The 21,036-nt window shown below is 67.3% G+C and carries 22 protein-coding genes; 9 read left to right on the top strand and 13 right to left on the bottom strand.

Features of this window, described 5'->3' with window-relative positions:
- Nucleotides 1-22: 22 nt before the first annotated feature.
- A complete protein-coding gene (locus LQ566_RS13655) occupies nucleotides 23-496 on the bottom strand; it encodes a MarR family winged helix-turn-helix transcriptional regulator (protein ID WP_231092271.1) in 474 nt (157 codons plus the stop codon).
- Nucleotides 497-576: 80 nt separating this feature from the next.
- Here LQ566_RS13655 and LQ566_RS13650 point away from each other — a divergent pair, with 80 nt between their 5' ends.
- Complete coding sequence (locus tag LQ566_RS13650) at nucleotides 577-1,791, top strand: FAD-dependent oxidoreductase (RefSeq protein ID WP_231092270.1); 1,215 nt, start codon at nucleotides 577-579, stop codon at nucleotides 1,789-1,791.
- 51 nt (nucleotides 1,792-1,842) lie between these two features.
- Here LQ566_RS13650 and LQ566_RS13645 read toward each other — a convergent pair whose 3' ends face one another.
- The 8 genes from LQ566_RS13645 to nrdH form a co-directional block, all read right to left on the bottom strand.
- Nucleotides 1,843-2,646, bottom strand: a complete 804-nt coding sequence (locus LQ566_RS13645) for a TerC family protein (protein ID WP_231092269.1) — start codon at nucleotides 2,644-2,646, stop codon at nucleotides 1,843-1,845.
- Nucleotides 2,647-2,774: 128 nt separating this feature from the next.
- Nucleotides 2,775-3,260 carry a 2-thiouracil desulfurase family protein gene (locus tag LQ566_RS13640; protein ID WP_231092268.1) on the bottom strand — a complete coding sequence of 162 codons (486 nt, stop codon included), beginning with the start codon at nucleotides 3,258-3,260 and terminating at the stop codon, nucleotides 2,775-2,777.
- A 76-nt stretch (nucleotides 3,261-3,336) separates the two neighbouring features.
- Nucleotides 3,337-4,038 carry a VOC family protein gene (locus LQ566_RS13635; RefSeq protein ID WP_231092267.1) on the bottom strand — a complete coding sequence of 234 codons (702 nt, stop codon included), beginning with the start codon at nucleotides 4,036-4,038 and terminating at the stop codon, nucleotides 3,337-3,339.
- Nucleotides 4,039-4,095: 57 nt separating this feature from the next.
- Nucleotides 4,096-4,902: a hypothetical protein gene (locus tag LQ566_RS13630; protein ID WP_231092266.1), complete on the bottom strand. Its 807-nt coding sequence runs from the start codon at nucleotides 4,900-4,902 to the stop codon at nucleotides 4,096-4,098.
- An 11-nt stretch (nucleotides 4,903-4,913) separates the two neighbouring features.
- Nucleotides 4,914-5,891: a class 1b ribonucleoside-diphosphate reductase subunit beta gene (gene nrdF / locus LQ566_RS13625; RefSeq protein ID WP_231092265.1), complete on the bottom strand. Its 978-nt coding sequence runs from the start codon at nucleotides 5,889-5,891 to the stop codon at nucleotides 4,914-4,916.
- 48 nt (nucleotides 5,892-5,939) lie between these two features.
- Nucleotides 5,940-8,099: a class 1b ribonucleoside-diphosphate reductase subunit alpha gene (gene nrdE / locus LQ566_RS13620; RefSeq protein ID WP_231092264.1), complete on the bottom strand. Its 2,160-nt coding sequence runs from the start codon at nucleotides 8,097-8,099 to the stop codon at nucleotides 5,940-5,942.
- Nucleotides 8,081-8,548, bottom strand: coding sequence for a class Ib ribonucleoside-diphosphate reductase assembly flavoprotein NrdI (gene nrdI, locus LQ566_RS13615; protein ID WP_231092263.1), 468 nt, complete (start codon nucleotides 8,546-8,548; stop codon nucleotides 8,081-8,083). The genes nrdE and nrdI overlap by 19 nt, the downstream gene beginning before the upstream one ends.
- Nucleotides 8,549-8,560: 12 nt before the next feature.
- Nucleotides 8,561-8,794 (bottom strand): glutaredoxin-like protein NrdH, encoded by a 234-nt coding sequence (gene nrdH / locus LQ566_RS13610; protein WP_231092262.1) that lies wholly within the window; start codon nucleotides 8,792-8,794, stop codon nucleotides 8,561-8,563.
- 399 nt (nucleotides 8,795-9,193) lie between these two features.
- Here nrdH and LQ566_RS13605 point away from each other — a divergent pair, with 399 nt between their 5' ends.
- The 4 genes from LQ566_RS13605 to LQ566_RS13590 all read left to right on the top strand — a co-directional run bounded on the left by LQ566_RS13605 (nucleotide 9,194) and on the right by LQ566_RS13590 (nucleotide 13,488).
- Nucleotides 9,194-10,465 (top strand): MFS transporter, encoded by a 1,272-nt coding sequence (locus LQ566_RS13605; protein ID WP_231092261.1) that lies wholly within the window; start codon nucleotides 9,194-9,196, stop codon nucleotides 10,463-10,465.
- Between the two features lie 94 nt (nucleotides 10,466-10,559).
- Nucleotides 10,560-11,495, top strand: coding sequence for an NADP-dependent oxidoreductase (locus LQ566_RS13600; protein ID WP_231092260.1), 936 nt, complete (start codon nucleotides 10,560-10,562; stop codon nucleotides 11,493-11,495).
- A gap of 139 nt (nucleotides 11,496-11,634) precedes the next feature.
- A complete protein-coding gene (locus LQ566_RS13595; RefSeq protein ID WP_231092259.1) occupies nucleotides 11,635-12,795 on the top strand; it encodes an acyl-CoA dehydrogenase family protein in 1,161 nt (386 codons plus the stop codon).
- 108 nt (nucleotides 12,796-12,903) lie between these two features.
- Complete coding sequence (locus LQ566_RS13590) at nucleotides 12,904-13,488, top strand: DnaJ family domain-containing protein (protein WP_231092258.1); 585 nt, start codon at nucleotides 12,904-12,906, stop codon at nucleotides 13,486-13,488.
- 73 nt (nucleotides 13,489-13,561) lie between these two features.
- On the opposite strand, the gene LQ566_RS13585 is transcribed toward LQ566_RS13590, so the two are convergent.
- The gene (locus LQ566_RS13585; protein WP_231092257.1) at nucleotides 13,562-13,834 is read right to left on the bottom strand and encodes a metal-sensitive transcriptional regulator; all 273 of its coding nucleotides are present in this window, start codon (nucleotides 13,832-13,834) and stop codon (nucleotides 13,562-13,564) included.
- A gap of 62 nt (nucleotides 13,835-13,896) precedes the next feature.
- Between LQ566_RS13585 and LQ566_RS13580 the strand changes: the two genes are divergently transcribed.
- Entirely contained in the window at nucleotides 13,897-15,177 is a 1,281-nt protein-coding gene (locus LQ566_RS13580) for a DUF445 domain-containing protein (protein WP_231092256.1), read from the top strand.
- On the opposite strand, the gene LQ566_RS13575 is transcribed toward LQ566_RS13580, so the two are convergent.
- The 3 genes from LQ566_RS13575 to LQ566_RS13565 are packed head-to-tail and all read right to left on the bottom strand — an operon-like array spanning nucleotide 15,178 to nucleotide 17,549.
- Nucleotides 15,178-15,708, bottom strand: coding sequence for a dihydrofolate reductase (locus LQ566_RS13575; RefSeq protein ID WP_231092255.1), 531 nt, complete (start codon nucleotides 15,706-15,708; stop codon nucleotides 15,178-15,180).
- 1 nt (nucleotide 15,709) lies between these two features.
- Nucleotides 15,710-16,516, bottom strand: a complete 807-nt coding sequence (locus tag LQ566_RS13570) for a thymidylate synthase (protein ID WP_231092254.1) — start codon at nucleotides 16,514-16,516, stop codon at nucleotides 15,710-15,712.
- A gap of 34 nt (nucleotides 16,517-16,550) precedes the next feature.
- Nucleotides 16,551-17,549 (bottom strand): LacI family DNA-binding transcriptional regulator, encoded by a 999-nt coding sequence (locus LQ566_RS13565; protein WP_231092253.1) that lies wholly within the window; start codon nucleotides 17,547-17,549, stop codon nucleotides 16,551-16,553.
- A gap of 182 nt (nucleotides 17,550-17,731) precedes the next feature.
- Between LQ566_RS13565 and LQ566_RS13560 the strand changes: the two genes are divergently transcribed.
- From LQ566_RS13560 to LQ566_RS13550, 3 genes are read left to right on the top strand one after another with little or no spacing between them, the layout of a single operon-like run.
- Nucleotides 17,732-19,000: a sugar ABC transporter substrate-binding protein gene (locus LQ566_RS13560; protein WP_231092252.1), complete on the top strand. Its 1,269-nt coding sequence runs from the start codon at nucleotides 17,732-17,734 to the stop codon at nucleotides 18,998-19,000.
- Between the two features lie 5 nt (nucleotides 19,001-19,005).
- Nucleotides 19,006-20,115 (top strand): carbohydrate ABC transporter permease, encoded by a 1,110-nt coding sequence (locus LQ566_RS13555; RefSeq protein WP_231092251.1) that lies wholly within the window; start codon nucleotides 19,006-19,008, stop codon nucleotides 20,113-20,115.
- A 47-nt stretch (nucleotides 20,116-20,162) separates the two neighbouring features.
- Nucleotides 20,163-20,996: a carbohydrate ABC transporter permease gene (locus tag LQ566_RS13550; protein WP_372459808.1), complete on the top strand. Its 834-nt coding sequence runs from the start codon at nucleotides 20,163-20,165 to the stop codon at nucleotides 20,994-20,996.
- Nucleotides 20,997-21,036 lie beyond the last annotated feature (40 nt).

Genomic DNA, 21,036 nt, shown 5'->3' with positions numbered 1-21,036 from the left:
TAGCCAGTGCCGGCGGCGCGAGTCAGCCGCGCCGGATCTCCTCCACGGCGCGGCGGTTCACATCGGCCGCGGCCTGCAACAACGCGGCGGCGAACTCCACCTGCTCCACGCTCAGCGTGTCAAGGTACTCCCCCCAGAGCTCCGACACTCGCGCGTATACCGGACCGAGGTCGGCCATCAGCGCGTCGGCATCAGCCGCAACGATGACCCGGCGTCGATCCGACTCATCCCGCGAGCGGGTCACATACCCCGCCCGCTCAAGCCGGTCGATCATCGCCGTCACCGCACCGCCGGATGTCAGCCCGGTGCGCGCCGCCAGCTCACCGGGCGTCGCGGGTCCCTCGCCGAGAAGGAGGCCGACCGCCTGCACATCGGTGCCGTTGAGTCCGACAGAACGCGCCACGGCATCCTGGAACACCACCGATCGCGCCTGGAAGTCACGCATGGCTTCCGCCTGACGCACAATCGCGTCGGCACGACGGGCATCGTTATTCATCGTCTGCTATTCTCTCTAAATCCGAGAGACTCTGCGAACGAGACTCTCTTCTGCTCAGTTCACTCTATCGAAGGGCGATCATGCCGAAGGCACTCATCATCGGCGGCGGCGTGGTGGGGCCCGCCATGGCGCTGTTCCTCCAGCGCGACGGATGGGAGGTCGAGCTGTTCGAATCACGACGCGAGCCGGACGCGTTCGGTGGCCTGTTCCTCAACGTCGCGACGAACGGTCTGGCGGTGCTGGAGACACTCGGCGTACGCGAACGACTGCTGAGCGATGCCCATCACTGCCCGTACATGCACATGCGCGGCGCGAGAGGACAGCTCCTGGCCACCGTGCCCAACGGCCCCGCCGGCGAGCCCGAACGCGGAAGCGCGGTCGTGCGGCGCGAGTGGCTGAATCTCGTGCTGCGTGAGGCCGCCGAAGCCGCCCAGATCCCGACGCGATGGGGCACTCGCCTCGAGCGCATTGAGGAGGGCCCCGATGCCGTGACGGCGCACTTCGCCGACGGCACCTCCGCTGTGGGCGACATCCTCATCGGCTGCGATGGCGTCGGCTCGGTGACGCGGCGCTGGATCGATCCGCACGCCCCGGAGCCACGCTATGCGGGACTCCTCAGCGTCGGCGGGTTCGCGCGGGTGGAGGGGCTGCAGCCCACCCCGGACGCGCAGACGATGGTGTTCGGCGAGCACGGCTTCTTCGGATACCTCGTACGCGAGGACGCCACCGTGTACTGGTTCGCCAACCCCACGCACGAGGAGATCGACCGCGAAGCGCTGCGCACCTGGCCGCGCGACGAGATCCTGGCCGAATTGCGCGATGCCCATCGAAACGACCCGTACCCCGTGCCGCAAATCCTCGACGGCGTCGTCGGAGCGGTCGGCGCATACGGCGTCTACGAGCTGACGCACGTGCCCTCCTGGCACCGTGGCCGGGTGGTGGCACTCGGCGATGCCGTCCACGCCACGTCGCCGAGCGCGGGGCAGGGAGCCTCATTGGCCCTCGAGGACGCCGCGACCCTCGCGCAGTGCCTCCGCACGGGTGGGTTCCCGGATGCGTTCGCGCGCTACCAGCAGCGTCGTCAGCCGCGCGCCGAGAAGGTCGTCGCGTACGCGGCGTCCATCAACCGCAACAAGCGCGTTCCGCGCACCCGGCTCACGCGATGGCTGCGCGATGCGATGCTGCCGGTGTTCCTGCGTGGCGCGATGACCGACACGCGCAACAACGACCTGTACAACTACGTGGTCGCCGATGAGCCGGCGCCCTCACCGGATGGACACCCGCGCAGACGGTAAGAGGCGACCGCCCGAGCCACGCCGGCGCGGGCGGTCGCCTCAGCGACTCGGTCAGGAGGTGGCGCCGTCCGGCGCCGCCTCCAGGCTGGAGCGTCCACCGGCGTCATCCCCGTGTTCGGCCCTCGCCGCCCGGCGCTTGTCGGAACGGGCTCGCGCGGCGAGGTTCAGCGTCTCCACCAGGATGGCGAAGGCCATCGGACCGTAGATCAGCGCCTTGTCGATCTTGATGCCGAATCCCTCGGCGATCAGGAACACCGCGATCAGCAGGAGGAACGACAGAGCCAGCATCTTCACCGTGGGATGACGGTTCACGAACGCGAAGATGGCGCCGGACGCGAACAGCATGATCGTGAACGAGATGAGCACCGCGGCGATGATGACGATCATGTTCGCGGTCATCCCGACGGCGGTGATGACCGAGTCCAGCGAGAACACCAGGTCGAGCGCGAGGATCTGGACGATGACGGCGCCGAAGGTGGTCGCCACGACGCCGGGTCCGTGGACCTCGGTGTCATCGCCCTCCAGCTTGTGATGGATCTCCTGCACCGCTTTGAACAGCAGGAAGAGTCCACCCGCGATCAGGATCAGGTCCTTCACGGAGAAGCCGAGGGTGCCGATGTGGAACAGATCGTTGGTGAGCGTGATGATCCAGCCCGCGAAGAAGATGAGCACGATGCGCATCAGCATGGCGAGGGTGAGACCGAGCTTGCGCGCCCGTGCCTGCTGATGTTGCGGCAGCTTGCCCGCGAGGATGGAGATGAAGATCACATTGTCGACACCGAGCACCACCTCGAGCAGAAACAGGGCCAGGAAGACGGCGATGAGATCTGGGGACAGGGGTAAGTCGAACTCCATGGCCTGAGCGTAGAGCATGATTTCGGCGCATTCTGCACCCGTCAGGGTGCTTCGCGGCGGATCAGCGGCGCCTTCTCGGCGACTTGCCGGGAATGCACCAGTACGGACCGGCTCGGATCAAACCTGGATCACACGGGCGCGGACGCGCTGCTCTCCGGGCTGGTCCCGCGCACAGACGTCACCGCGATCCCCCGCGAACGCAACAGCGCGGCCAGTACCCCATCCCCGGGCACGAGCTTGCCAGCGTGCGTCCCGTCGTAGATGGTGCCCGCCCCGCACGAGGGGCTGCGTGCCTGGAGCACCGCACGGGTCACCCCGGCAGCAACCGCACGTTCGGCGACGATGTGCGCGCCGCGCACGAAGGCGTCAGTGCAGTCCTCCCCCTCGATCGTGACGACGGCCGCCGTGCCGGCGAGGACGTCGTGGCCATCGCCGCCCACGATCTCGGCAGCGGGTCGTGGCGTCGGCAACCCACCGAGCTGCTCCGCGCACAGCGCGATCGCTTCCCCCGCGCGCACGGCCGCAACCGCAGCGGCATCGGGCTTCGCACGGCAGTCGTAGCGGCATGCCTCACCGGCGAGGCATGCGCTCACCAGGAGCCGGGTTCGCGCCATGTCCGCCTCCGATCATCACTGCCGACGATACCCGAGCGTCGGGGACGCTCCGGAATCGTCGAGCGCGGGCGCCTCCTCACGCCGAGCGCAGCAGGAACTCGACGCCCTCCGGGTCCTCCAGGACGGTGGTCGTGGCTGAGGAGCTGTCGACGACCCGGGCGCCGAGCGCTTCCACACGCGCCAGCTCGGTGGCCAGCTCCGGTGATGCGCAGACGAGAACGAAGGCCTGACGAGACGGATCGCGCGCAGGATCCACGGCGTCTCCGCTCCAGGCGAGCTTCGTCCCGCCCTCCGGGGACTGGATCGCCGTCTCCTCCCCCTCGTCCCAGACCAGCGGCCATCCGAGCACGGCGGACCAGAACAGCCCGGAGGCGCGTGTGCCCTCGCAGGTCACCTCACCGAGCGGGCCACAGCCCGCCAGGTAGGAGTTCTCGTCCTCGATCACGCAGAACTCGTCTCCGGCGGGATCCGCCATCACGGCGTAGCTGCCCGCCGGAACGTTCCCGCTGCCGAGCAGTCGCCCTCCGGCGCGCTCGGCGGCAGCGATCGTCTGCTGCTGTGTCCGCGCCGCGCGGCTCAGGTGAAGGTGCACCCGATTCTTGAGAGCCGAGTGAGCGCGACCCGACGCGAATCGGAGGCCCGCCTGCGTGGCGGATCCGGGGAGGAGGATGCCCTCGGTGTCCTCGCGGGTCTCCCGGTGCAGCAGCGCGGACCAGAACGCAGCGGCGCGCTCGGGTTCGGGACTGCGCAGCATGACGGATTCGAAGGTGATCGGCATGCTTCGACCCTAGGCCTCAGCGCTCGACGCGCGAAAGGAGCGTCAGCCGGAGGAGTGCTAAGCCTCGAAGCGCCGCTGCGCTTCGGTCGTGCTGAGCTCCGCGCGCAGATGCGGATGCTCGGCGTACAGGCGGATGGCGTTGTAGATCAGGCCGGCTCGTTCTTGCATCATCCCGGCCGTGAACTCGAGAGATTCACCCGCACCGCGACAGATCCGGATGCGCGCATGCGGCGCGACGTCGACAGCCGTGACGTCTTCCCAGCGGACGAAGTGCGCACCCGCGACCAGGTGCCGGGTGATGCCGCTCCTGCCGAGCGTGAGACCCACCGGAATCCTGCCAAAGGACGTGTTCTTGGCGTCGAGCAGGTTCTGCAGGAGCGCATATGTCCCCGCGACCGCACACACGATCAGGAGCGGAACGAAGAGGAACAACCACCACACGCCACCCGGCGTCGCGAGCACGGCGATCATCGCGAAGACGAGCAGCGCTGCGGTGCCGATGCCGCTGAGCACCATCCACACGCGCACCCAGACGTGCATGGTCTGCTCGCGATAGAAGTGCACCCAGTCATCGGCGGGAGCAACGGTGGCGCGCCCGAGGACCACCGCGTTGAGCAGCTGTGGGGGGCGCGCCGCCGCGTCGCCGAGATCGAATGCGAAAGCCAGCACGGCCACCACACCGAACAGCACCGCGCTCACGGTTGCCCAGATCAGGGAACCGGACACGGTGCACCACACCGAGACGGCGCCCAGCGCAGCCGCGACGGCCCCGGTTCCCCAGGCCACGGGGCGGGGGAACTTCTCGCCCGGGGTGAGCAGCTCAGGGGGAACCGCATATGGCGGCTCCCCCTGACTGATACTCATCTCGGTGTGACTCAGAAGTCCCAGTCGTCGTCTTCCGTAGCGACGGCCTTGCCGATGACATAGGACGAGCCCGAACCGCTGAAGAAGTCGTGGTTCTCGTCCGCGTTCGGCGACAGGGCCGACAGGATCGCCGGGTTCACGTTGGTGACCGTGGAGGGGAACATCGGCTCATAGCCGAGGTTCATCAGCGCCTTGTTGGCGTTGTAGTGCAGGAACTTCTTCACGTCCTCGGTCAGGCCGACGCCGTCGTAGAGATCCTGCGTGTACTGCACCTCGTTGTCGTAGAGCTCGAACAGCAGGTTGAAGGTGTAGTCCTTCAGCTCCTGACGACGCTCCTCGGTCTCCTTCTCGAGACCCTTCTGGAACTTGTAGCCGATGTAATAGCCGTGCACGGCCTCGTCACGGATGATGAGGCGGATGAGGTCGGCCGTGTTGGTGAGCTTCGCCTTGGACGACCAGTAGATCGGCAGGTAGAAGCCCGAGTAGAACAGGAACGACTCCAGCAGGGTGGAGGCCACCTTGCGCTTGAGCGGGTCATCGCCCTGGTAGTAGTCCATGATGATCTGAGCCTTCTTCTGAAGGTTCGGGTTCTCCGTGGACCACCGGAAGGCCTCATCGATCTCCTTCGTCGACGCCAGCGTCGAGAAGATGGACGAGTAGCTCTTCGCGTGCACCGACTCCATGAACGCGATGTTGGTGTACACCGCTTCCTCGTGCGGGGTGATGGCGTCGGGGATCAGCGAGACCGCGCCTACCGTGCCCTGGATGGTGTCCAGCAGGGTGAGACCGGTGAACACGCGCATGGTGAGCAGCTGCTCTTCCGGGGTGAGCGTGTTCCACGACTGGATGTCGTTGGACAGCGGCACCTTCTCGGGCAGCCAGAAGTTGTTGACGAGGCGGTTCCACACCTCGACGTCCTTCTCGTCCTCGATACGGTTCCAGTTGATGGCCTGGACCGTGGAGGCCAGCTTGAGCTTCTCGGGAGTCATCTCTTCTTCTCTGGGTGATTCAGGGGTGATGGGCGGTGGTGAGGGGCGTCACAGCATGCAGCTGACGCAGCCCTCGACCTCGGTGCCCTCGAGTGCCATCTGACGCAGGCGGATGTAGTAGATCGTCTTGATCCCCTTCTTCCACGCGTAGATCTGGGCACGGTTGATGTCACGGGTGGTGGCGGTGTCCTTGAAGAACAGCGTCAGCGACAGTCCCTGGTCCACGTGGCGGGTGGCTGCCGCGTACACGTCGATGACCTTCTCGTAGCCGATCTCGTACGCGTCCTGGTAGTAGTCCAGGTTGTCGTTCGTCATGAACGGCGCCGGGTAGTAGACGCGGCCGAGCTTGCCTTCCTTGCGGATCTCGATCTTCGACGCGATCGGGTGGATCGAGCTGGTCGAGTTGTTGATGTAGGAGATCGATCCCGTCGGCGGGACGGCCTGCAGGTTCTGGTTGTAGATGCCGTGCTTCTGCACGGACTCCTTCAGCGCTGCCCAGTCCTCGCGGGTGGGGAGCTGGTGTCCCTCGAACAGGGACGCGACCTTCTCGCTGGTGGGCAGGAAGTCGTTCTCCAGGTACTGGTCGAAGAACGTGCCCGACGCGTACGTGGAGTCCTCGAAACCGTCGAAGTGCTCGCCGCGCTCGATGGCGATCTTGTTCGACGCGGTCAGCGCGTGGAACAGGACCGTGGCGAAGTACACGTCGGTGAACTCGATCGACTCCGGCGAGCCGTAGTACACGTGCTCACGAGCCAGGAAGCCGTGCAGGTTCATCTGGCCGAGACCGATCGCGTGCGAGCGGTCGTTGCCGTCCTCCACCGAGCGGACCGAGGCGATGTGGCTCTGGTTGGACACCGCGGTCAGCGCACGGATGGCGGTTTCCACGGTGCCGGCCAGGTTCTTGCCGTCCATCGCGAGAGCGATGTTCATCGATCCCAGGTTGCAGGAGATGTCCTTGCCGATCACGTCGTACGACAGGTCGGTGTTGTAGGTCGTCGGGGTGTTGACCTGCAGGATCTCGGAGCAGAGGTTGCTCATGTTGATCCGGCCCTTGATCGGGTTGGCCTTGTTCACCGTGTCCTCGAACATGATGTACGGGTAGCCCGACTCGAACTGGATCTCCGCGAGGGTCTGGAAGAACTCGCGCGCGTTGATCTTCGTCTTCTTGATGCGCGGGTCGTCGACCATCTCGTGGTACTTCTCGGTCACCGAGATGTCACCGAACGGAACGCCGTACACGCGCTCGACGTCATACGGCGAGAACAGGTACATGTCCTCGCCCTTCTTGGCGAGCTCGAAGGTGATGTCGGGCACCACGACACCCAGCGAGAGCGTCTTGATGCGGATCTTCTCGTCGGCGTTCTCGCGCTTGGTGTCGAGGAACTTCATGATGTCGGGGTGGTGCGCCGACAGGTAGACGGCGCCGGCACCCTGACGTGCACCGAGCTGGTTCGCGTAGCTGAAGGAGTCTTCGAGGAGCTTCATCACGGGGATGATGCCGGAGGACTGGTTCTCGATCTGCTTGATGGGAGCACCCGACTCGCGGATGTTCGACAGCAGCAGCGCCACGCCGCCGCCGCGCTTGGAGAGCTGCAGTGCGGAGTTGATGCCGCGGGAGATGGACTCCATGTTGTCTTCGATGCGCAGCAGGAAGCAGCTGACGAGCTCGCCGCGCTGCGCCTTTCCCGCGTTGAGGAACGTCGGAGTGGCCGGCTGGAAGCGGCCCGAGATGATCTCGTCGACGATCTGCTCGGCGACCTTCTGGTCGCCGTCGGCCAGTGCGAGTGCGCTCATCACGACGCGGTCCTCGAAGCGCTCCAGGTAGCGCTTGCCGTCGAAGGTCTTCAGCGTGTAGCTCGTGTAGTACTTGAACGCGCCGAGGAAGGTCTCGAAGCGGAACTTGGCGGCGTAGGCGCGGTCGTTGAGCTTCTGGATGAAATCGAGGGAGTACTTCTCGAGTACGGCCGGCTCGTAGTACTCCTTCTCCACCAGGTAGTCCAGGCGCTCCTTGAGCGAGTGGAAGAACACGGTGTTCTGGTTGACGTGCTGCAGGAAGTACTCGCGCGCGGCGCGGCGGTCGGCGTCGAACTGGATCTTGCCGTTCGCGTCGTAGAGGTTGAGCATCGCGTTCAGCGAGTGGTAGTCCATACCCTCGTACGCGGGGTTCGCCTTGAAGTCGCTGACCTCGGTCACTGCTGCTTCCACCATCGTTCCAATCCGTTGCTCACCTGAGCCACGTCATCTGGCGTGCCGAAGAGTTCCACTCGATACAAATGCGGCACGTGGCACTTGCGGGAGATGATGTCGCCGGCGAGGCAGTAGGCCTCACCGAAGTTCGTGTTGCCCGCGGCGATGACACCGCGGATCAGAGAGCGATTGCGCGCGTCGTTGAGGAAGCGGATCACCTGCTTGGGGACCGCGCCGTGCCCGTCACCTCCGCCATAGGTGGGGGTGACGAGCACGTAGGGTTCTTCGATGACGAGCGGCTCGTCGGCTCGGTACAGCGGGATCCGCACGGCACGCATGCCCAGCTTCTCGATGAAGCGGGCCGTGTTGCCGGACACGCTCGAGAAGTAGACCAGCAGCGGTGCATCCGCCGCGGGGTGGGAAGGCGTCGTGCCGAGACCCGGCGCCTGCGGAGCCAGCAGGACCGACATGCGCCGATCCGATCAGGCGAGGCGGGCGGCGAGCTCGTCGATCTTGTCGGGACGGAAGCCCGACCAGTGGTCGCCCTCCGTGATCACGACCGGCGCCTGCATGTACCCCAGAGCCTTGACCTGCTCGAGAGCGTCAGCGTCCTGCGTGACATCGAGGACTTCGTACTCGATGCCCTTGGAGTCGAGTGCGCGGTAGGTCGCGTTGCACTGGACGCAGGAGGGCTTCGTGTAGACCGTTACAGACATTTTGACCGTCTTTCCCCTCTGATGATCTTGGTGTGTGGCCGGCAACCAGTGCCGGAGCTCCAATACTACATATAGGTGTCGACATTGGAAGTGACCACAAGAGGTAGTAGTTACATTCGTGTAGTTATCCACCGTCCTCCACAGGGTTCAACACAGGTTGTCCACGATTTCATCCACAACCGAGGGACGAATCTGAGGGCCTGAAACCCGCGGGAAAGCCGGGGTGTCGGACGTCACGGCCTCGTCCTTCCACAGGCTGCACGCTACGCCGGGCCTCCGACATCGCAATCCGGTGGACAGACCCGATCTCGGCGTGTCGCGGCGTGTCGTGATCGACGCGCCGGACGCCACGCCGGATCCCCTCCTGAGCCGGGTCGCCGAACGGTAATCTGGACTCTCGTGGCCGGGTACAAGGATCTGCTGCGCACGCCAGGCGTAGCGCGCATCATCATCGCTCAGCTCGTCGCGCGCTTCCCCAACGGGATGACGAGTCTGGCCATCCTCATGCACGTGGAGCAGATCACCGGCTACTACGCGGCCGCGGGTCTCGTCCTGGCCGCCACCTCGGTGGGGCAGGCCATCGCGGGGCCGGTCGCGAGCCGCTGGATGGGCCGCTGGGGAAGCCGCCCCGTCATCGGGGCCATGATCGCCGTCTGCGCCGCCGCGCTCGTCGCGATCACCACGCTTCATCTCGTGGTACCGGAGACTGTCGTGCGCGGTGACGGCGGCGTATTCCCGCCCATCGTCTTCATCTACATGGTGCTGGGCTTCATCGCCGGCCTCGCCACTCCCCCGATCCAGTCCGCTGTGCGCACCATCTACCCCAAGATGGTGAACTCCCGACAGCTCACCCCGCTCTTCTCCCTGGACGCTTCGCTGCAGGAGATCATCTGGATCATCGCTCCGGTGCTGATCACCCTGGTCAGCACCCAGATCAATACGATCGTCGGGCTCCTCACGATCGTCGCCATCCTGGTGGGCGGCGGCACCTGGTTCCTCGTGCTGCCGGAAGTGGGCCGCGTCCGCATCCCGCAGAGCCGGCGCAGCTTCGGCAAGGTGCTCGGCAAGCCCGCGGTGCTGCTGGCCACCGTGGTGGGCTTCCTCCTCATCGGCGCCTGCGCGGCCGTGGAGGCCGGCGTGATCGCCACGTTCGGCCACGGCGGTGTGGAAGCCGGCCTCGTGCTGGCGGTGTTCTCGGTGGGCTCGCTGGCGGGCGGACTCATCTCCGGCGCCATCCCGATCAGCCGCTGGGCGATGGCACGACGCCTCCTCATCGTCACCGTGGGCCTCGCCGTCATCCCGTTCTTCGTGAATCCCGAGTGGGCGGGCGAGCCGTGGGCCATCGGCACCGCTCTCACCCTCGCCGGCATCGGCGTCGCCCCCGCTCTGGCGGTGCTGTTCGCGATGACCACCGCCAGCGTGAAGTTCAGCGACACCGCCGAGGCCTTCGGGTGGGTGGCCACGGGCCAGCTCATCGGAGGCGCTGCGGGTTCCGCACTCGCCGGCTTCCTCATCGATGGCATCGGACCCGCCGGCGCGTACATCGCGGCGGCGGGGCTCGCGCTGGTGGGAACGGTGGTCTCCACCGTGTTCGTCCGAGGCTTCCCGGACCTGCGGCACCGCGATGCCGCACCGATCCCCGACACGGCGCCGATCCAGACGGTCTCCTGACGCTCGATGGGAGACTCGCCGTCCTCCCGTCCGTGATCGGGACTTCCGCCGACACGGGGGAATAGCGCTGGACCGCTCTCGTGTTGGCGGCTGCATGAGCAATCGCACCGTGTGGCAGACCGCGTTCGGCGGACCGGAGAACATCGAGATCGTGGAGGCGGAGGTGCCGGTTCCCGGCCCCGGCGAGGTGCGGGTGCGCGTCGCCGCCGCGGGGCTGAACCCGGTGGACTGGAAGCTGGCGGCCTATCCCGCGCTGGCCGAGGCCTTCCGCGTCACGGTCCCCGGCGGGTACGGTAACGACTTCGCCGGTGTGGTGGACGCCCTCGGCGACGGCGTCGAGAGGTGGAGCGTCGGTGATCGCGTTCTCGGTGCGGCGCGCGGACACGCCATCGCGGAGTTCGTCGTCGTTCCCGCGACGAAGCTCGTCGCGGTGCCGGGCGGTGTCTCGTTGCGCGACGCTGCGACACTCGACATCGCCGGTCGCACCGCCGCGGCTGCGGTGGACGCGCTCGAGCTCACGGCGTCGGACGCCGTGCTGATCGGTGGCGCGGCGGGAGGAGTCGGCGTCATCGCCGTCCAGCTCGCCGCCGCAACCGGAGCGCAGGTGATCGCCACCGCTTCCGAGTCCAACCATGATTTCCTGCGCGAGCTGGGTGCCATCCCCGTCGCCTACGGCGCCGGGCTCGCCGAGCGGGTTCGCGCCGCGACGGATCGCCCGGTGACCGCTGCTACGGACCTCCAGGGAACGGAGACGGTGGATGCCGCGCTCGCTCTCGGCGTCTCCCCCGAGCGCATCACGTCCATCGCGGCCAACGGCGCGACGCTTCCCGAGGGCGTGATCGCCACCGGCGGCGGCAACGCACGTCCCGACGCCCTGGCCGACATCCAGCGACGCATCGCCGACGGCACACTGCGTCTGGAGATCGCCGGGACCTATCCGATCGAGGAGACGGCGGCTGCCGTCGAGCGACTGCGTGACGGCCATGTGCGTGGCAAGCTCGTCATCGCGGTGGACCCGGCGCTCGTGTGAAGCCGGTGTCATCGCTCCTGTGAAGCCGGTTTCGTCGCGCTCACCAGGCTTCTCCTGCGCCTGGAGAGAAGCCTGGTGAGCGCGAGGAACGCGAGGCAAGCCCCCGCGAGCACACGGGGGACGGGGACAGAATGGACGTATGAGCGTGTTCGATCCGGCCCACTATCTTCCCGACGATCTCCTGGAGCGCATCAGATCCCGCGCCGCGCAGGTGGACGCGGACAACGTGTTCCCGCAGCAGGACCTGGATGAGCTGCGGGAGGCCGGTTACCTGCGGATCCTGGTTCCCGCCGATCGCGGTGGCGCGGGACTCACGCTGGAGCAGGCCGCCGTGTTGCAGCAGCGGCTCGCCGGTGCTGCGCCCGCGACCGCGCTGTCGATCAACATGCATCTGGTCTGGACGGGTGTCGCCCGCGTGATGCGGGATCGCGGCATCGACGCGCTGTCTTTCGTGCAGGAGGGGGCCGCCCGCGGTGAGGTGTTCGCCTTCGGCATCAGTGAGGCGGGCAACGACCTGGTGCTGTTCGGATCCGACACCATGGCCGTTCCGCAGCCGGACGGCGGATACGCCTTCACGGGCACCAAGATCTTCACCTCGCTCGGCCCGGTCTGGGACCAGCTGGGCCTGCACGGTCTCGACGCCTCCGATCCCGAGAACCCGAAGCTCGTCTACGCGTTCGTACCGCGTTCGGAGGAGGTCGTCACCCGCGACGACTGGGACACGCTCGGAATGCGCGGCTCGCAGTCGCGCACCACCGAGCTGCACGGCGCGATCTCCCCCGCCGACCGCGTGGCGCGCATCGTCGCGCCCGGCCCCCACCCGGATCCGATCGTGTTCGGCATCTTCAGCGTGTTCGAGGTGCTGCTGGCGTCCGTCTACACCGGCATCGCCCGTCGAGCGATCGAACTCGCGGTGGAAACCGCGGGAAAGCGCCGCTCGAAGAAGACCGGCAGGTCCTACGCCCAGGACCCAGACATCCGCTGGCGCATCGCCGACATGGCTCTCGCCTACGATGCCCTGCCACCGCAGATCGCCGCGATCGCTCGTGATGTCGATGAGCTCGCCGACAACGGTGCGCGCTGGTTCGCGATGCTCTCCGGCGTGAAGCATCGGGCCGTGGTCATGGCCAAGGACGTGGTCGACAACGCGATGCTCGTCGCCGGCGGATCCAGCTTCTTCACCCGCAACGAGCTCTCCCGCCTCTACCGCGACGTGCTGGCCGGGATGTTCCATCCGTCTGACCCGGAGTCCGCGCACGCCACAGCCGCTGCCGCACTCCTCGGCCCGGTCGAATCATGAGTGAGACGTCCGCCGGTGGGCGAGGATCGGCGCGTTGCGGTGATTCTCGCCCACAGACGGAAGTCTCGCGGAGTGCCGGGAACGCGCGTAACGAGAGGAGGTACGACGATGACCATCGATCCCCGAGAAGCCGCGGCGGAGTATCGCGCGGCGCACGCCGAGACGACGGAGCAGGGGACGGACTCCGACGGCCGTGGGCCCGCGACGCCGGCGAGCGAGCCGCGTGCCGAGACGGCGCGCACCTGGACGTCGGCCGACCGTGCGGCCTACGTGGAATCCGCGATCCAGCGGGCGATCCGCGAGGGCGCGTTCGACGATCTGCCGGGCGCGGGCAAGCCGATCGAGGATCTGGGAACCACGCACGATCCGGACTGGTGGATCCGCCGCAAGATCCAGGCCGAGGACCTGCGCGGGCTCGGCCCCGCCGCCCTGACCCTGCGGGTGGAGGACCGCGAGTTCGAACAGCGGATGGACGCTTTCACCCGCGAGGCTGACGTCCGTGAGGCGGTCGAGGACTTCAACCGTCGCGTGAAGCACGCCCGGCTTCAGCTTCTCGGCGGGCCGCCGGTGGTGACGCCGCTGCGGGATGCCGACGCCGAGGTCGATTCATGGCGGCAACGGCGCGCGCAGCGCATCGTCGATGCACCGCCACCGGCCGATCCCCCACGGCGCTGGTTCCGCCGCAGCCGCTGAGCGCACGCCGGCGATGCCGAGACCCGCGGGAGCCCTCCCCACAAGGCCACACCGCGGGGACAGCTGCCGGAGTCTACTTGCCGGTGACTTCGAAGGCCTTGAGCATCTCCTCGATGGCCTGCTCGCGCTCGTCGCCACCCGATTCCATCATGTGGCTGACGTGGGTGCGGAGGTGGTTCTCGAGGAGGAGTCGGTTGAGGGATTCGAGGGAGCGCTGGATCGCACGCGACTGCGTGATGATGTCCATGCAGTACTCCTCGTTGTCGATCATCTTCGCGACGCCGCGCAGCTGACCCTCCAGGATGGCGGTGCGGTGCAGTGCGCGCTTCTTGATGTCCTCGATCACGTCTTCAGCGTACCGCCGAGGCGCACCACGCCGACCGCCTCGACCGATGCGAGGATGTGGCCATGGCGCGCACACCCACCGAACTGCTCTCTCCGGCCGATCAGGAGCGTCGTCGCGCCCTCTCCCGGATGAAGACGATCGCCCTCGGCGCGCTGATCGCGATGGCCGTGCTGTTCTGCATCGGCTTCGTGCTGCAGGAGCGCTACCCGGCATGGGGGTACCTGCGCGCAGCGGGTGAGGGCGGCATGGTGGGAGCCCTCGCCGACTGGTTCGCCGTCACGGCGCTCTTTCGCCGCCCGATGGGACTGCCCATCCCGCACACCGCCATCATCCCGAGCCGCAAGGACGAGATCGGGCGCACTCTGGGCGAGTTCGTGGAGACCAACTTCCTCGCCGGCGACGTCGTCCGTCAGAAGCTGGACACCACCCCGATCGCGGCTCGGCTCGGCTCCTGGTTGCGCGAGGAGCCGAATGCGAAGCGAGTGGGAAGCGAGCTCGCCACCGCAGCAGCGGGGGTGCTGCGGGCGCTGAGCGACGATGACGTGCAGGACCTCATCAGCGATCTCGCCCGCCGCCACCTCATCGAACAGGACTGGGCGACTCCGGCGGGGACATGGCTCGGACGGATCGTGGAGACGGACGCCCAGCGTCCGGCCGTGGATCTCGCCGCCGACACCATCGCGACCTGGCTGAGCAGCAACCACGAAGCCTTCCAGGGGCTGATCTCCCGGCGCCTGCCCGGCTGGGTGCCCAAGCTCGCGCACCGCTTCGTCGATGACACCGCCTACAACGAAGCAGTCAAGTTCGTCGACGCTGTCCGCGCGGACCCGGACCACCCTGCCCGTCACGCCATCGACGGCTACCTCACGCGGTTGGCGGACAACCTCCAGCACGATCCGGCAACGCGAGCCAAGCTGGAGGGCGCCAAGAGCGGGGTATTCGACAGCCCGAAGGTGCGCCAGCTGGCAAGCGATGCGTGGCAGACGGTCAAGAGCGGGCTCATCACCGCCCTCGAGGACGAGGACAGTGCCCTGCGCGCACGCATCGACGCCGCCCTCGGCGACATCGGTGCCCGCCTCGCGGACGACGCCTCGCTGCAGCGGCGCGTGGACGGCTGGGTGACCAACGCCGCGGTGTTCCTCGTGGACCGGTACCGTCATGACATCGCGAGCATCATCACGGACACGGTCGAGCGCTGGGACGCCAGTGAGACGACGGAGAAGATCGAGCTGATGGTGGGACGCGATCTGCAGTACATCCGCCTCAACGGCACGGTCGTCGGCGCGCTCGCCGGCGTCACGATCTTCGCGGTTGCGCACGCCGCGATTCAGCTCGTGGGCTGATCAGCCCCGCCGGGTCCAGGTCTCGAAGCGGTAGGCCGGCCCGCGATCCGACGGCGCGAAATCCGGCACGCCGGGCGATGCCGCCGTCAGCACGAACTCCGACGGCAGCTGCGGCGCATGCGTGTCGCCATCACTGATGTCGAGGTCAAGCACCGTCACGAGGATCTGATCGGCCTCGGGCAGGAACTGCTCGTAGATCGAGCCTCCTCCCACCACCCAGATCTCGTCGCCGCCCTCGGCGTCCCCCGCGAGCGCCAGCGCCTCGTGCACGTCCGCCGCCACCAGCCCGCCTGCTTCCCGCACCTCGGCGGCGAACGCGTCATCGTGCGTCAGCACGATGTTTGTCCGCTCGGAGAACGGGCGAAAGCGCGGCGGGATGGACTCCCAGGTGCGTCGTCCCATGATCACCGGGTGGCCGAGGGTGGTGCGCTTGAAGTACGCCATGTCCTCGGGTGCGCGCCACGGCATGTCACCGTCACGGCCGATGACGCCGTCGATGGTCTGCGCCCAGATCAGTCCGATGCGTGCCATCTCACACCGCCACCGGAGCGCTGATTTGCGGGTGGTGCTGGTAGTCGTGCACGGCGAAGTCCTCGAACGCGTAGTCGAAGATGCTGTCCGGCCGCCGCGTGAAGGTGAGCGTAGGCGCCGGGTAGGGCTCCCGCCTCAGCTGCGTGCGGACCTGCTCGAGGTGGTTGTCGTAGATGTGGCAGTCGCCGCCGGTCCAGACGAATTCCCCGGCCTCCAGCGCCGTCTGCTGCGCGATCATCCGCGTGAGCAGTGCGTAGGAGGCGATGTTGAACGGCACGCCGAGGAACATGTCGGCCGAGCGCTGATAGAGCTGGCAGGAGAGCCGGCCGTCCGCCACGTAGAACTGGAAGAAGGCGTGGCACGGGGGCAGCGCCATGTTCTCGATCTCCGCCACGTTCCAGGCCGAGACGATGATGCGACGAGAGTCGGGGTTGTTCTTCAGCTGGTCCATGACCTGGCTGATCTGGTCGATGTGACCGCCACCGGGGGTGGGCCAGGAGCGCCACTGCACCCCGTAGACCGGGCCCAGTTCGCCGTCGTCGTCGGCCCACTCGTTCCAGATGCGAACGCCGTTCTCCTGGAGCCAGCGCACGTTGGAGTCACCACGCAGGAACCACAGCAGCTCCAGGGCGACGGATTTGAAATGGACGCGCTTGGTCGTGATGAGCGGGAATACATCATCTGCGAGATCGAAACGCAGCTGACGCCCGAAAACACTGGTGGTGCCCGTTCCGGTGCGATCCGTCTTGTGCGTGCCGTTGTCCAGCACGTCGCGCAGCAGGTCCTCGTACGGGGTCGGGATGCTCATGCTCCGATCCTAGTTCGGCAGATGCCGCACGGGCTCAGCGCGTACGGATCACGAGTTCCGGCGCGACGAGCTTCTCCGCCGGCTGCGGGCCCGCGGACGCTGGCAGGACATGACGGCCATCGGGTCCCATGAGCAGGCGCAGCACGGCACCGGCCACCTTCTCGGGACGCTGCTCGACGCTGGAAAGACCCAGCGCCTCCGCGGCCGGGGTGTTGTCGAAGCCGATGATCGGCAGCGCGCCCCGCCCGGCCGCAGCCGCCGCGAGCAGCGCGCCGATGGCGAGCGAATCGCTGGCGCACACCACCGCATCGACGTCGCCGATACCCGCAGCGGCGACGTCGCGGGCAGCTGCCACGTCATCGACGCTGCTCCATCGCGGTCCGGTGGCTGAGGCCGCGGCCATCGCTTCGCGCCACCCGCGTTCGCGGTCATCTCCGGTGCCCGAGCCCTCGGGCCAGCCGAGGAACGCCACCCTGCTGCCGTGCGTGAGCGCGTGCTCGGTGGCCTGCCGCGTGCCCGCAGCACCATCGACGTCGACCCACGGGTGCGCGGGTTCGGCACCGTCGTCCCAGGGCCGCCCGAACGCCACGAACGGCAGCCGGCGCGACGCCAGGAAGGACGCGCGCGGATCGCCCCGGAAGGTGCCGGTGAGGACCGCGGCGTCGATCTCGCCACCATCGGTGATCTCCGTGAGCCGGGCGACCTCCTCCTCCGGCGTGCGCGCAGCGTAGACGAGGATGCGCATGCCGCGATCACTCGCGCGCTCGGCGAGCGCGTGCACGAACCGGTCGAGCACCACGCCGGAGACCCCGCCGACGTACGGGTCCAGGTGGATGCCGATGGTGGAGCTGCGCTGCGTGCGCAGCATCCGTGCGGCCGCGTGCGTGCGGTAGCCGAGCTCCTCGATGGCCGCGGCGACGCGTTCCCGGGTGGCGGGACGCACGATATCCGGCGAGTTGAGGACGTTGGAGACGGTCTGTCGCGACACACCCGCACGGCGAGCGACATCCTCCACCGTGGGAGCACGACCCATCGCATCCCTCCTCTCCGATCCGGCGCCTGCCTGCACATCATATGCGTCATCCGGACGGGCTTGACACGGCCGGATCGGTCTGCTTAATGTGTCTCCAACCTGAATTTGATCGTTCAAATTGGCCGTGTCCACATGCGCGGCGATGAGCGGTCCTGCACCTTGAGCTCCCGAAGGAGAGAGTCATGACGAACAACGCACGCACCCGGGTGGGCGCCGGTGCCCTGATCGCGGTGAGCGCCCTCACCCTCACCGCCTGCGGTTCCGGATTCTCGTCCGGCGAATCCACGGCCGACGCCGGCTCCTCGGCCGGCGCCGCGGGAGGTCTGACCAGCTCGGACAGCGCCCTCACCGTGCTCATCGGATCCTCCGGTGACGCCGAGACGAAGGCGGTCACCGATGCCGTCGCAGCCTGGTCGAAGGAGTCGGGCACGGAGGCCACCGTGCAGGTGGCCAGCGACCTGAACCAGCAGCTGTCGCAGGGCTTCGCCGCGGGTAAGCCCGCCGACCTCTTCTACCTGTCCACCGACCAGATCGCCGGTTTCGCGCAGAACGGCTCACTGCAGGCGTACGGCGACGAGCTCTCCAACAAGAGCGACTTCTACCCTTCGCTGGTACAGAACTTCACCGTCGACGGCCAGTTCTACTGCGCCCCGAAGGACTTCTCCACACTGCAGCTCGTCATCAACACCGACATGTGGAAGGCCGCCGGACTCACCGATGCCGATCTCCCGAAGACCTGGGACGACCTGGCGGCGGTGGCGAAGAAGCTGACGACTCCGGAACACGTCGGTCTCGCGTTCGGCGGCGAGTACGCGCGTGTCGGGGCGTTCATGGCCGAGGCGGGCGGTGGGCTGGTGAAGGATGGCAAGGCCATCGCCTCCGACGAGGCGAATGTAACCGCGCTCGACTACGTGAAGACGCATCTCGCCGATGGCACGTTCGCGTTCGCGAAGGATGTCGGGGCGGGCTGGGGCGGCGAGGCGCTCGGCAAGAAGGCCGCCGCGATGGTGATCGAGGGCAACTGGATCACCGGCGCGATGAGCAACGACTTCGCCGACGTGGCGTACCAGGTGGCGGAGCTCCCCGAGGGCCCCGCGGGCAAGGGCACGCTGCAGTTCACCAACTGCTGGGGAATGGCGGCCGACAGCCCCAACCAGAAGGCGGCCCTGGATCTCGTCCAGTACCTCACCAGCGCCGACAGCCAGCTCGCGTTCTCGAAGGCCTTCGGCCCGATGCCGTCCATCATCTCGGCTGCTGACGCCTGGAAGAGCGCGAACCCGGAGCTCGCTCCCTTCCTCGCCGGTGCCGACTACGCGGGCTTCGTGCCCAACGAGGCGGGCGCCGCGGACGTGGTCAGCGACTTCAACTCCCAGCTGGAGTCGCTGAAGACCAGCGAGCCGAAGACGATCCTCGACTCCACCCAGTCCAACCTCGAAGCCATCCTCAAGTAATCACGATGGCGACCCCGACCACAGCGCCTCGTCGCGCGGGAGCCCGTGGGCTCCGGCGCGGCGAGGCCGCCGCCGGGTGGCTGTTCACCGCTCCGGTGATCGTCATCCTCGGCGTGTTCATGCTCATCCCGGTGCTCATGGCCGTCTGGGTGAGCGTCTCCGACTGGGGCGGCCGCGGCAGCCCGCTCTCCAGCAGCGTCCGCTTCGTGGGCGGGGCCAACTACGCGGCCATCACCACCGACGGCGGACTGGCCACCAAGGACTTCGGCACCGCGGTGCGCAACAACGCGTGGTACGTGCTGCTCGTCGTGCCGCTGCAAACGGCGCTCTCGCTCTTTCTTGCGGTGCTCGTCAACCGGGCCGTGCTGCGGGGTCGCGGTTTCTTCCGCACTGCGTTCTATTTTCCGTCTGTGACCAGCTCGGTGGCCATCACGGTGCTCTGGCTGTTCCTGTTCAACGCCTCCGGCGCCGTGAACGCGGTGCTCGGCTGGTTCGGGGTGAACGGACCGAACTGGTTCAACGACCCGTCCGGCATTCTGCAGAACTTCCTGCGGCTGTTCGGTGTGGAGCAGGGCCCGGAGGCTCTCACCGGCGGCGGATTCCTCGGCATCACGTGGTGGGACTGGCTGGCCGGCCCCTCGGTGGCGATGTCCGCCTACATCCTCATGGCGGTGTTCACCACCAGCGGGACGTTCATGCTGCTGTTCCTCGCGGGCCTGCAGAACATCGGCGGCGATGTGGACGAGGCGGCGATGATGGACGGCGCGAACGGCTGGCAGCGCTTCTGGCGGATCACCCTCCCGCAGCTGCGCCCCACCCTGTTCACCGTGCTCACGCTGGGACTCATCGGCTGCTGGCAGGTGTTCGACCAGATCTACACGGGCACGCAGGGGTCGCCGAGCAAGACCACGCTGACGCCCGCATTCCTCTCCTACCAGGCCGCGTTCAAGAACCAGGAGTGGGGCCAGGGCGCGGCCATCGCGTTCATCCTGTTCGGCATCATCGTGATCTTCACGCTGATCCAGCGCTGGGTGCTCCGCGACCGCCCGGTCTCGAAGCGCCGGATTCGGGCCTACCAGGTTCGCCCGGATTCCACGAAGGGAGGATCGAAGTGACCGCCACCTCCGTCATCACCGCGGCCCCGGGCGCACGGCTGCGCCATCTGCCGCCCCGCCGCATCATCGCGCAGGTGCTGCTCTACGTGCTGCTGGTGCTCATGGCGCTGGTCTACATCTTCCCGTTCCTGGTGGAGATCTCGACCTCGTTCAAGACCGACGGCGACGCGGCGCAGAATCCCGTGTCGCTCGTCCCCTCGGTGTTCACGTGGGCGGCCTACGAGCGGCTGTTCGCCAACTCGGACTTTCCGCTGTGGTTCGCCAACAGCGCGATCGTCACCGTGTTCGTCACCCTCGGCCGCGTGTTCTTCGACTCGCTCGCCGGTTACGCGCTCGCCCGCCTCCAGTTCCGGGGCCGCGCCGTGGTGTACGGCGCGCTGGTCGCTGTGATGTCGGTGCCGGCGGTGGTGCTCCTGATCCCGAAGTTCCTCGTGATCAACCAGCTCGGCATGTACGACTCCTACGCGGGAATGATCCTGCCGCTTCTGGTGGACGCCGCAGGAGTGTTCATCATGAAGAACTTCTTCGAGTCGATCCCCGCGTCCGTCGAAGAACAGGCGCGCATCGACGGGGCGGGCTCCTTCCGCCTGTTCTGGTCGGTGGTGCTGCCGATGGCACGTCCCGCGCTGATCACGATCATCATCCTGTCCTTCCAGGGCTCGTGGAACGAGCTGAGCCACTTCATCGTGTCGACGCAGTCCCCCGAGCTGACCACCCTCACCAAGGGTGTCGCCTCCCTCGCCAGCGGACAGCTGAGCCAGGGAACCCAGTACCCGATCAAGCTGGCCGCAGCGCTGATCATGACGATCCCCGTGGCCGTCATGTTCTTCGTGTTCCAGCGTCACATCATGAACTCCAGCGAGGGCGCGGTGAAGGAGTGATCTTTCGCTCCGTTCCGTCTCCCGCACGATCCCCGAGGCA

The sequence above is a fragment of the Microbacterium nymphoidis genome, from assembly GCF_021044885.1.
GTDB classification, from domain to species: Bacteria; Actinomycetota; Actinomycetes; order Actinomycetales; family Microbacteriaceae; genus Microbacterium; species Microbacterium nymphoidis.
Note: the sequence above shows the minus strand (reverse complement) of the source record. Positions and strands in the feature narration are given on the sequence as shown.

What these genes read in the sequence shown, in the direction of transcription:
- LQ566_RS13655 (WP_231092271.1), bottom strand. Translation starts at nt 496, where the DNA reads ATGAATAACGATGCCCGTCGTGCCGACGCGATTGTGCGTCAGGCGGAA.
- LQ566_RS13650 (WP_231092270.1), top strand. Translation starts at nt 577, where the DNA reads ATGCCGAAGGCACTCATCATCGGCGGCGGCGTGGTGGGGCCCGCCATG.
- LQ566_RS13645 (WP_231092269.1), bottom strand. Translation starts at nt 2,646, where the DNA reads ATGGAGTTCGACTTACCCCTGTCCCCAGATCTCATCGCCGTCTTCCTG.
- LQ566_RS13640 (WP_231092268.1), bottom strand. Translation starts at nt 3,260, where the DNA reads ATGGCGCGAACCCGGCTCCTGGTGAGCGCATGCCTCGCCGGTGAGGCA.
- LQ566_RS13635 (WP_231092267.1), bottom strand. Translation starts at nt 4,038, where the DNA reads ATGCCGATCACCTTCGAATCCGTCATGCTGCGCAGTCCCGAACCCGAG.
- LQ566_RS13630 (WP_231092266.1), bottom strand. Translation starts at nt 4,902, where the DNA reads ATGAGTATCAGTCAGGGGGAGCCGCCATATGCGGTTCCCCCTGAGCTG.
- nrdF (WP_231092265.1), bottom strand. Translation starts at nt 5,891, where the DNA reads ATGACTCCCGAGAAGCTCAAGCTGGCCTCCACGGTCCAGGCCATCAAC.
- nrdE (WP_231092264.1), bottom strand. Translation starts at nt 8,099, where the DNA reads ATGGTGGAAGCAGCAGTGACCGAGGTCAGCGACTTCAAGGCGAACCCC.
- nrdI (WP_231092263.1), bottom strand. Translation starts at nt 8,548, where the DNA reads ATGTCGGTCCTGCTGGCTCCGCAGGCGCCGGGTCTCGGCACGACGCCT.
- nrdH (WP_231092262.1), bottom strand. Translation starts at nt 8,794, where the DNA reads ATGTCTGTAACGGTCTACACGAAGCCCTCCTGCGTCCAGTGCAACGCG.
- LQ566_RS13600 (WP_231092260.1), top strand. Translation starts at nt 10,560, where the DNA reads ATGAGCAATCGCACCGTGTGGCAGACCGCGTTCGGCGGACCGGAGAAC.
- LQ566_RS13595 (WP_231092259.1), top strand. Translation starts at nt 11,635, where the DNA reads ATGAGCGTGTTCGATCCGGCCCACTATCTTCCCGACGATCTCCTGGAG.
- LQ566_RS13590 (WP_231092258.1), top strand. Translation starts at nt 12,904, where the DNA reads ATGACCATCGATCCCCGAGAAGCCGCGGCGGAGTATCGCGCGGCGCAC.
- LQ566_RS13580 (WP_231092256.1), top strand. Translation starts at nt 13,897, where the DNA reads ATGGCGCGCACACCCACCGAACTGCTCTCTCCGGCCGATCAGGAGCGT.
- LQ566_RS13575 (WP_231092255.1), bottom strand. Translation starts at nt 15,708, where the DNA reads ATGGCACGCATCGGACTGATCTGGGCGCAGACCATCGACGGCGTCATC.
- LQ566_RS13570 (WP_231092254.1), bottom strand. Translation starts at nt 16,516, where the DNA reads ATGAGCATCCCGACCCCGTACGAGGACCTGCTGCGCGACGTGCTGGAC.
- LQ566_RS13565 (WP_231092253.1), bottom strand. Translation starts at nt 17,549, where the DNA reads ATGGGTCGTGCTCCCACGGTGGAGGATGTCGCTCGCCGTGCGGGTGTG.
- LQ566_RS13560 (WP_231092252.1), top strand. Translation starts at nt 17,732, where the DNA reads ATGACGAACAACGCACGCACCCGGGTGGGCGCCGGTGCCCTGATCGCG.
- LQ566_RS13555 (WP_231092251.1), top strand. Translation starts at nt 19,006, where the DNA reads ATGGCGACCCCGACCACAGCGCCTCGTCGCGCGGGAGCCCGTGGGCTC.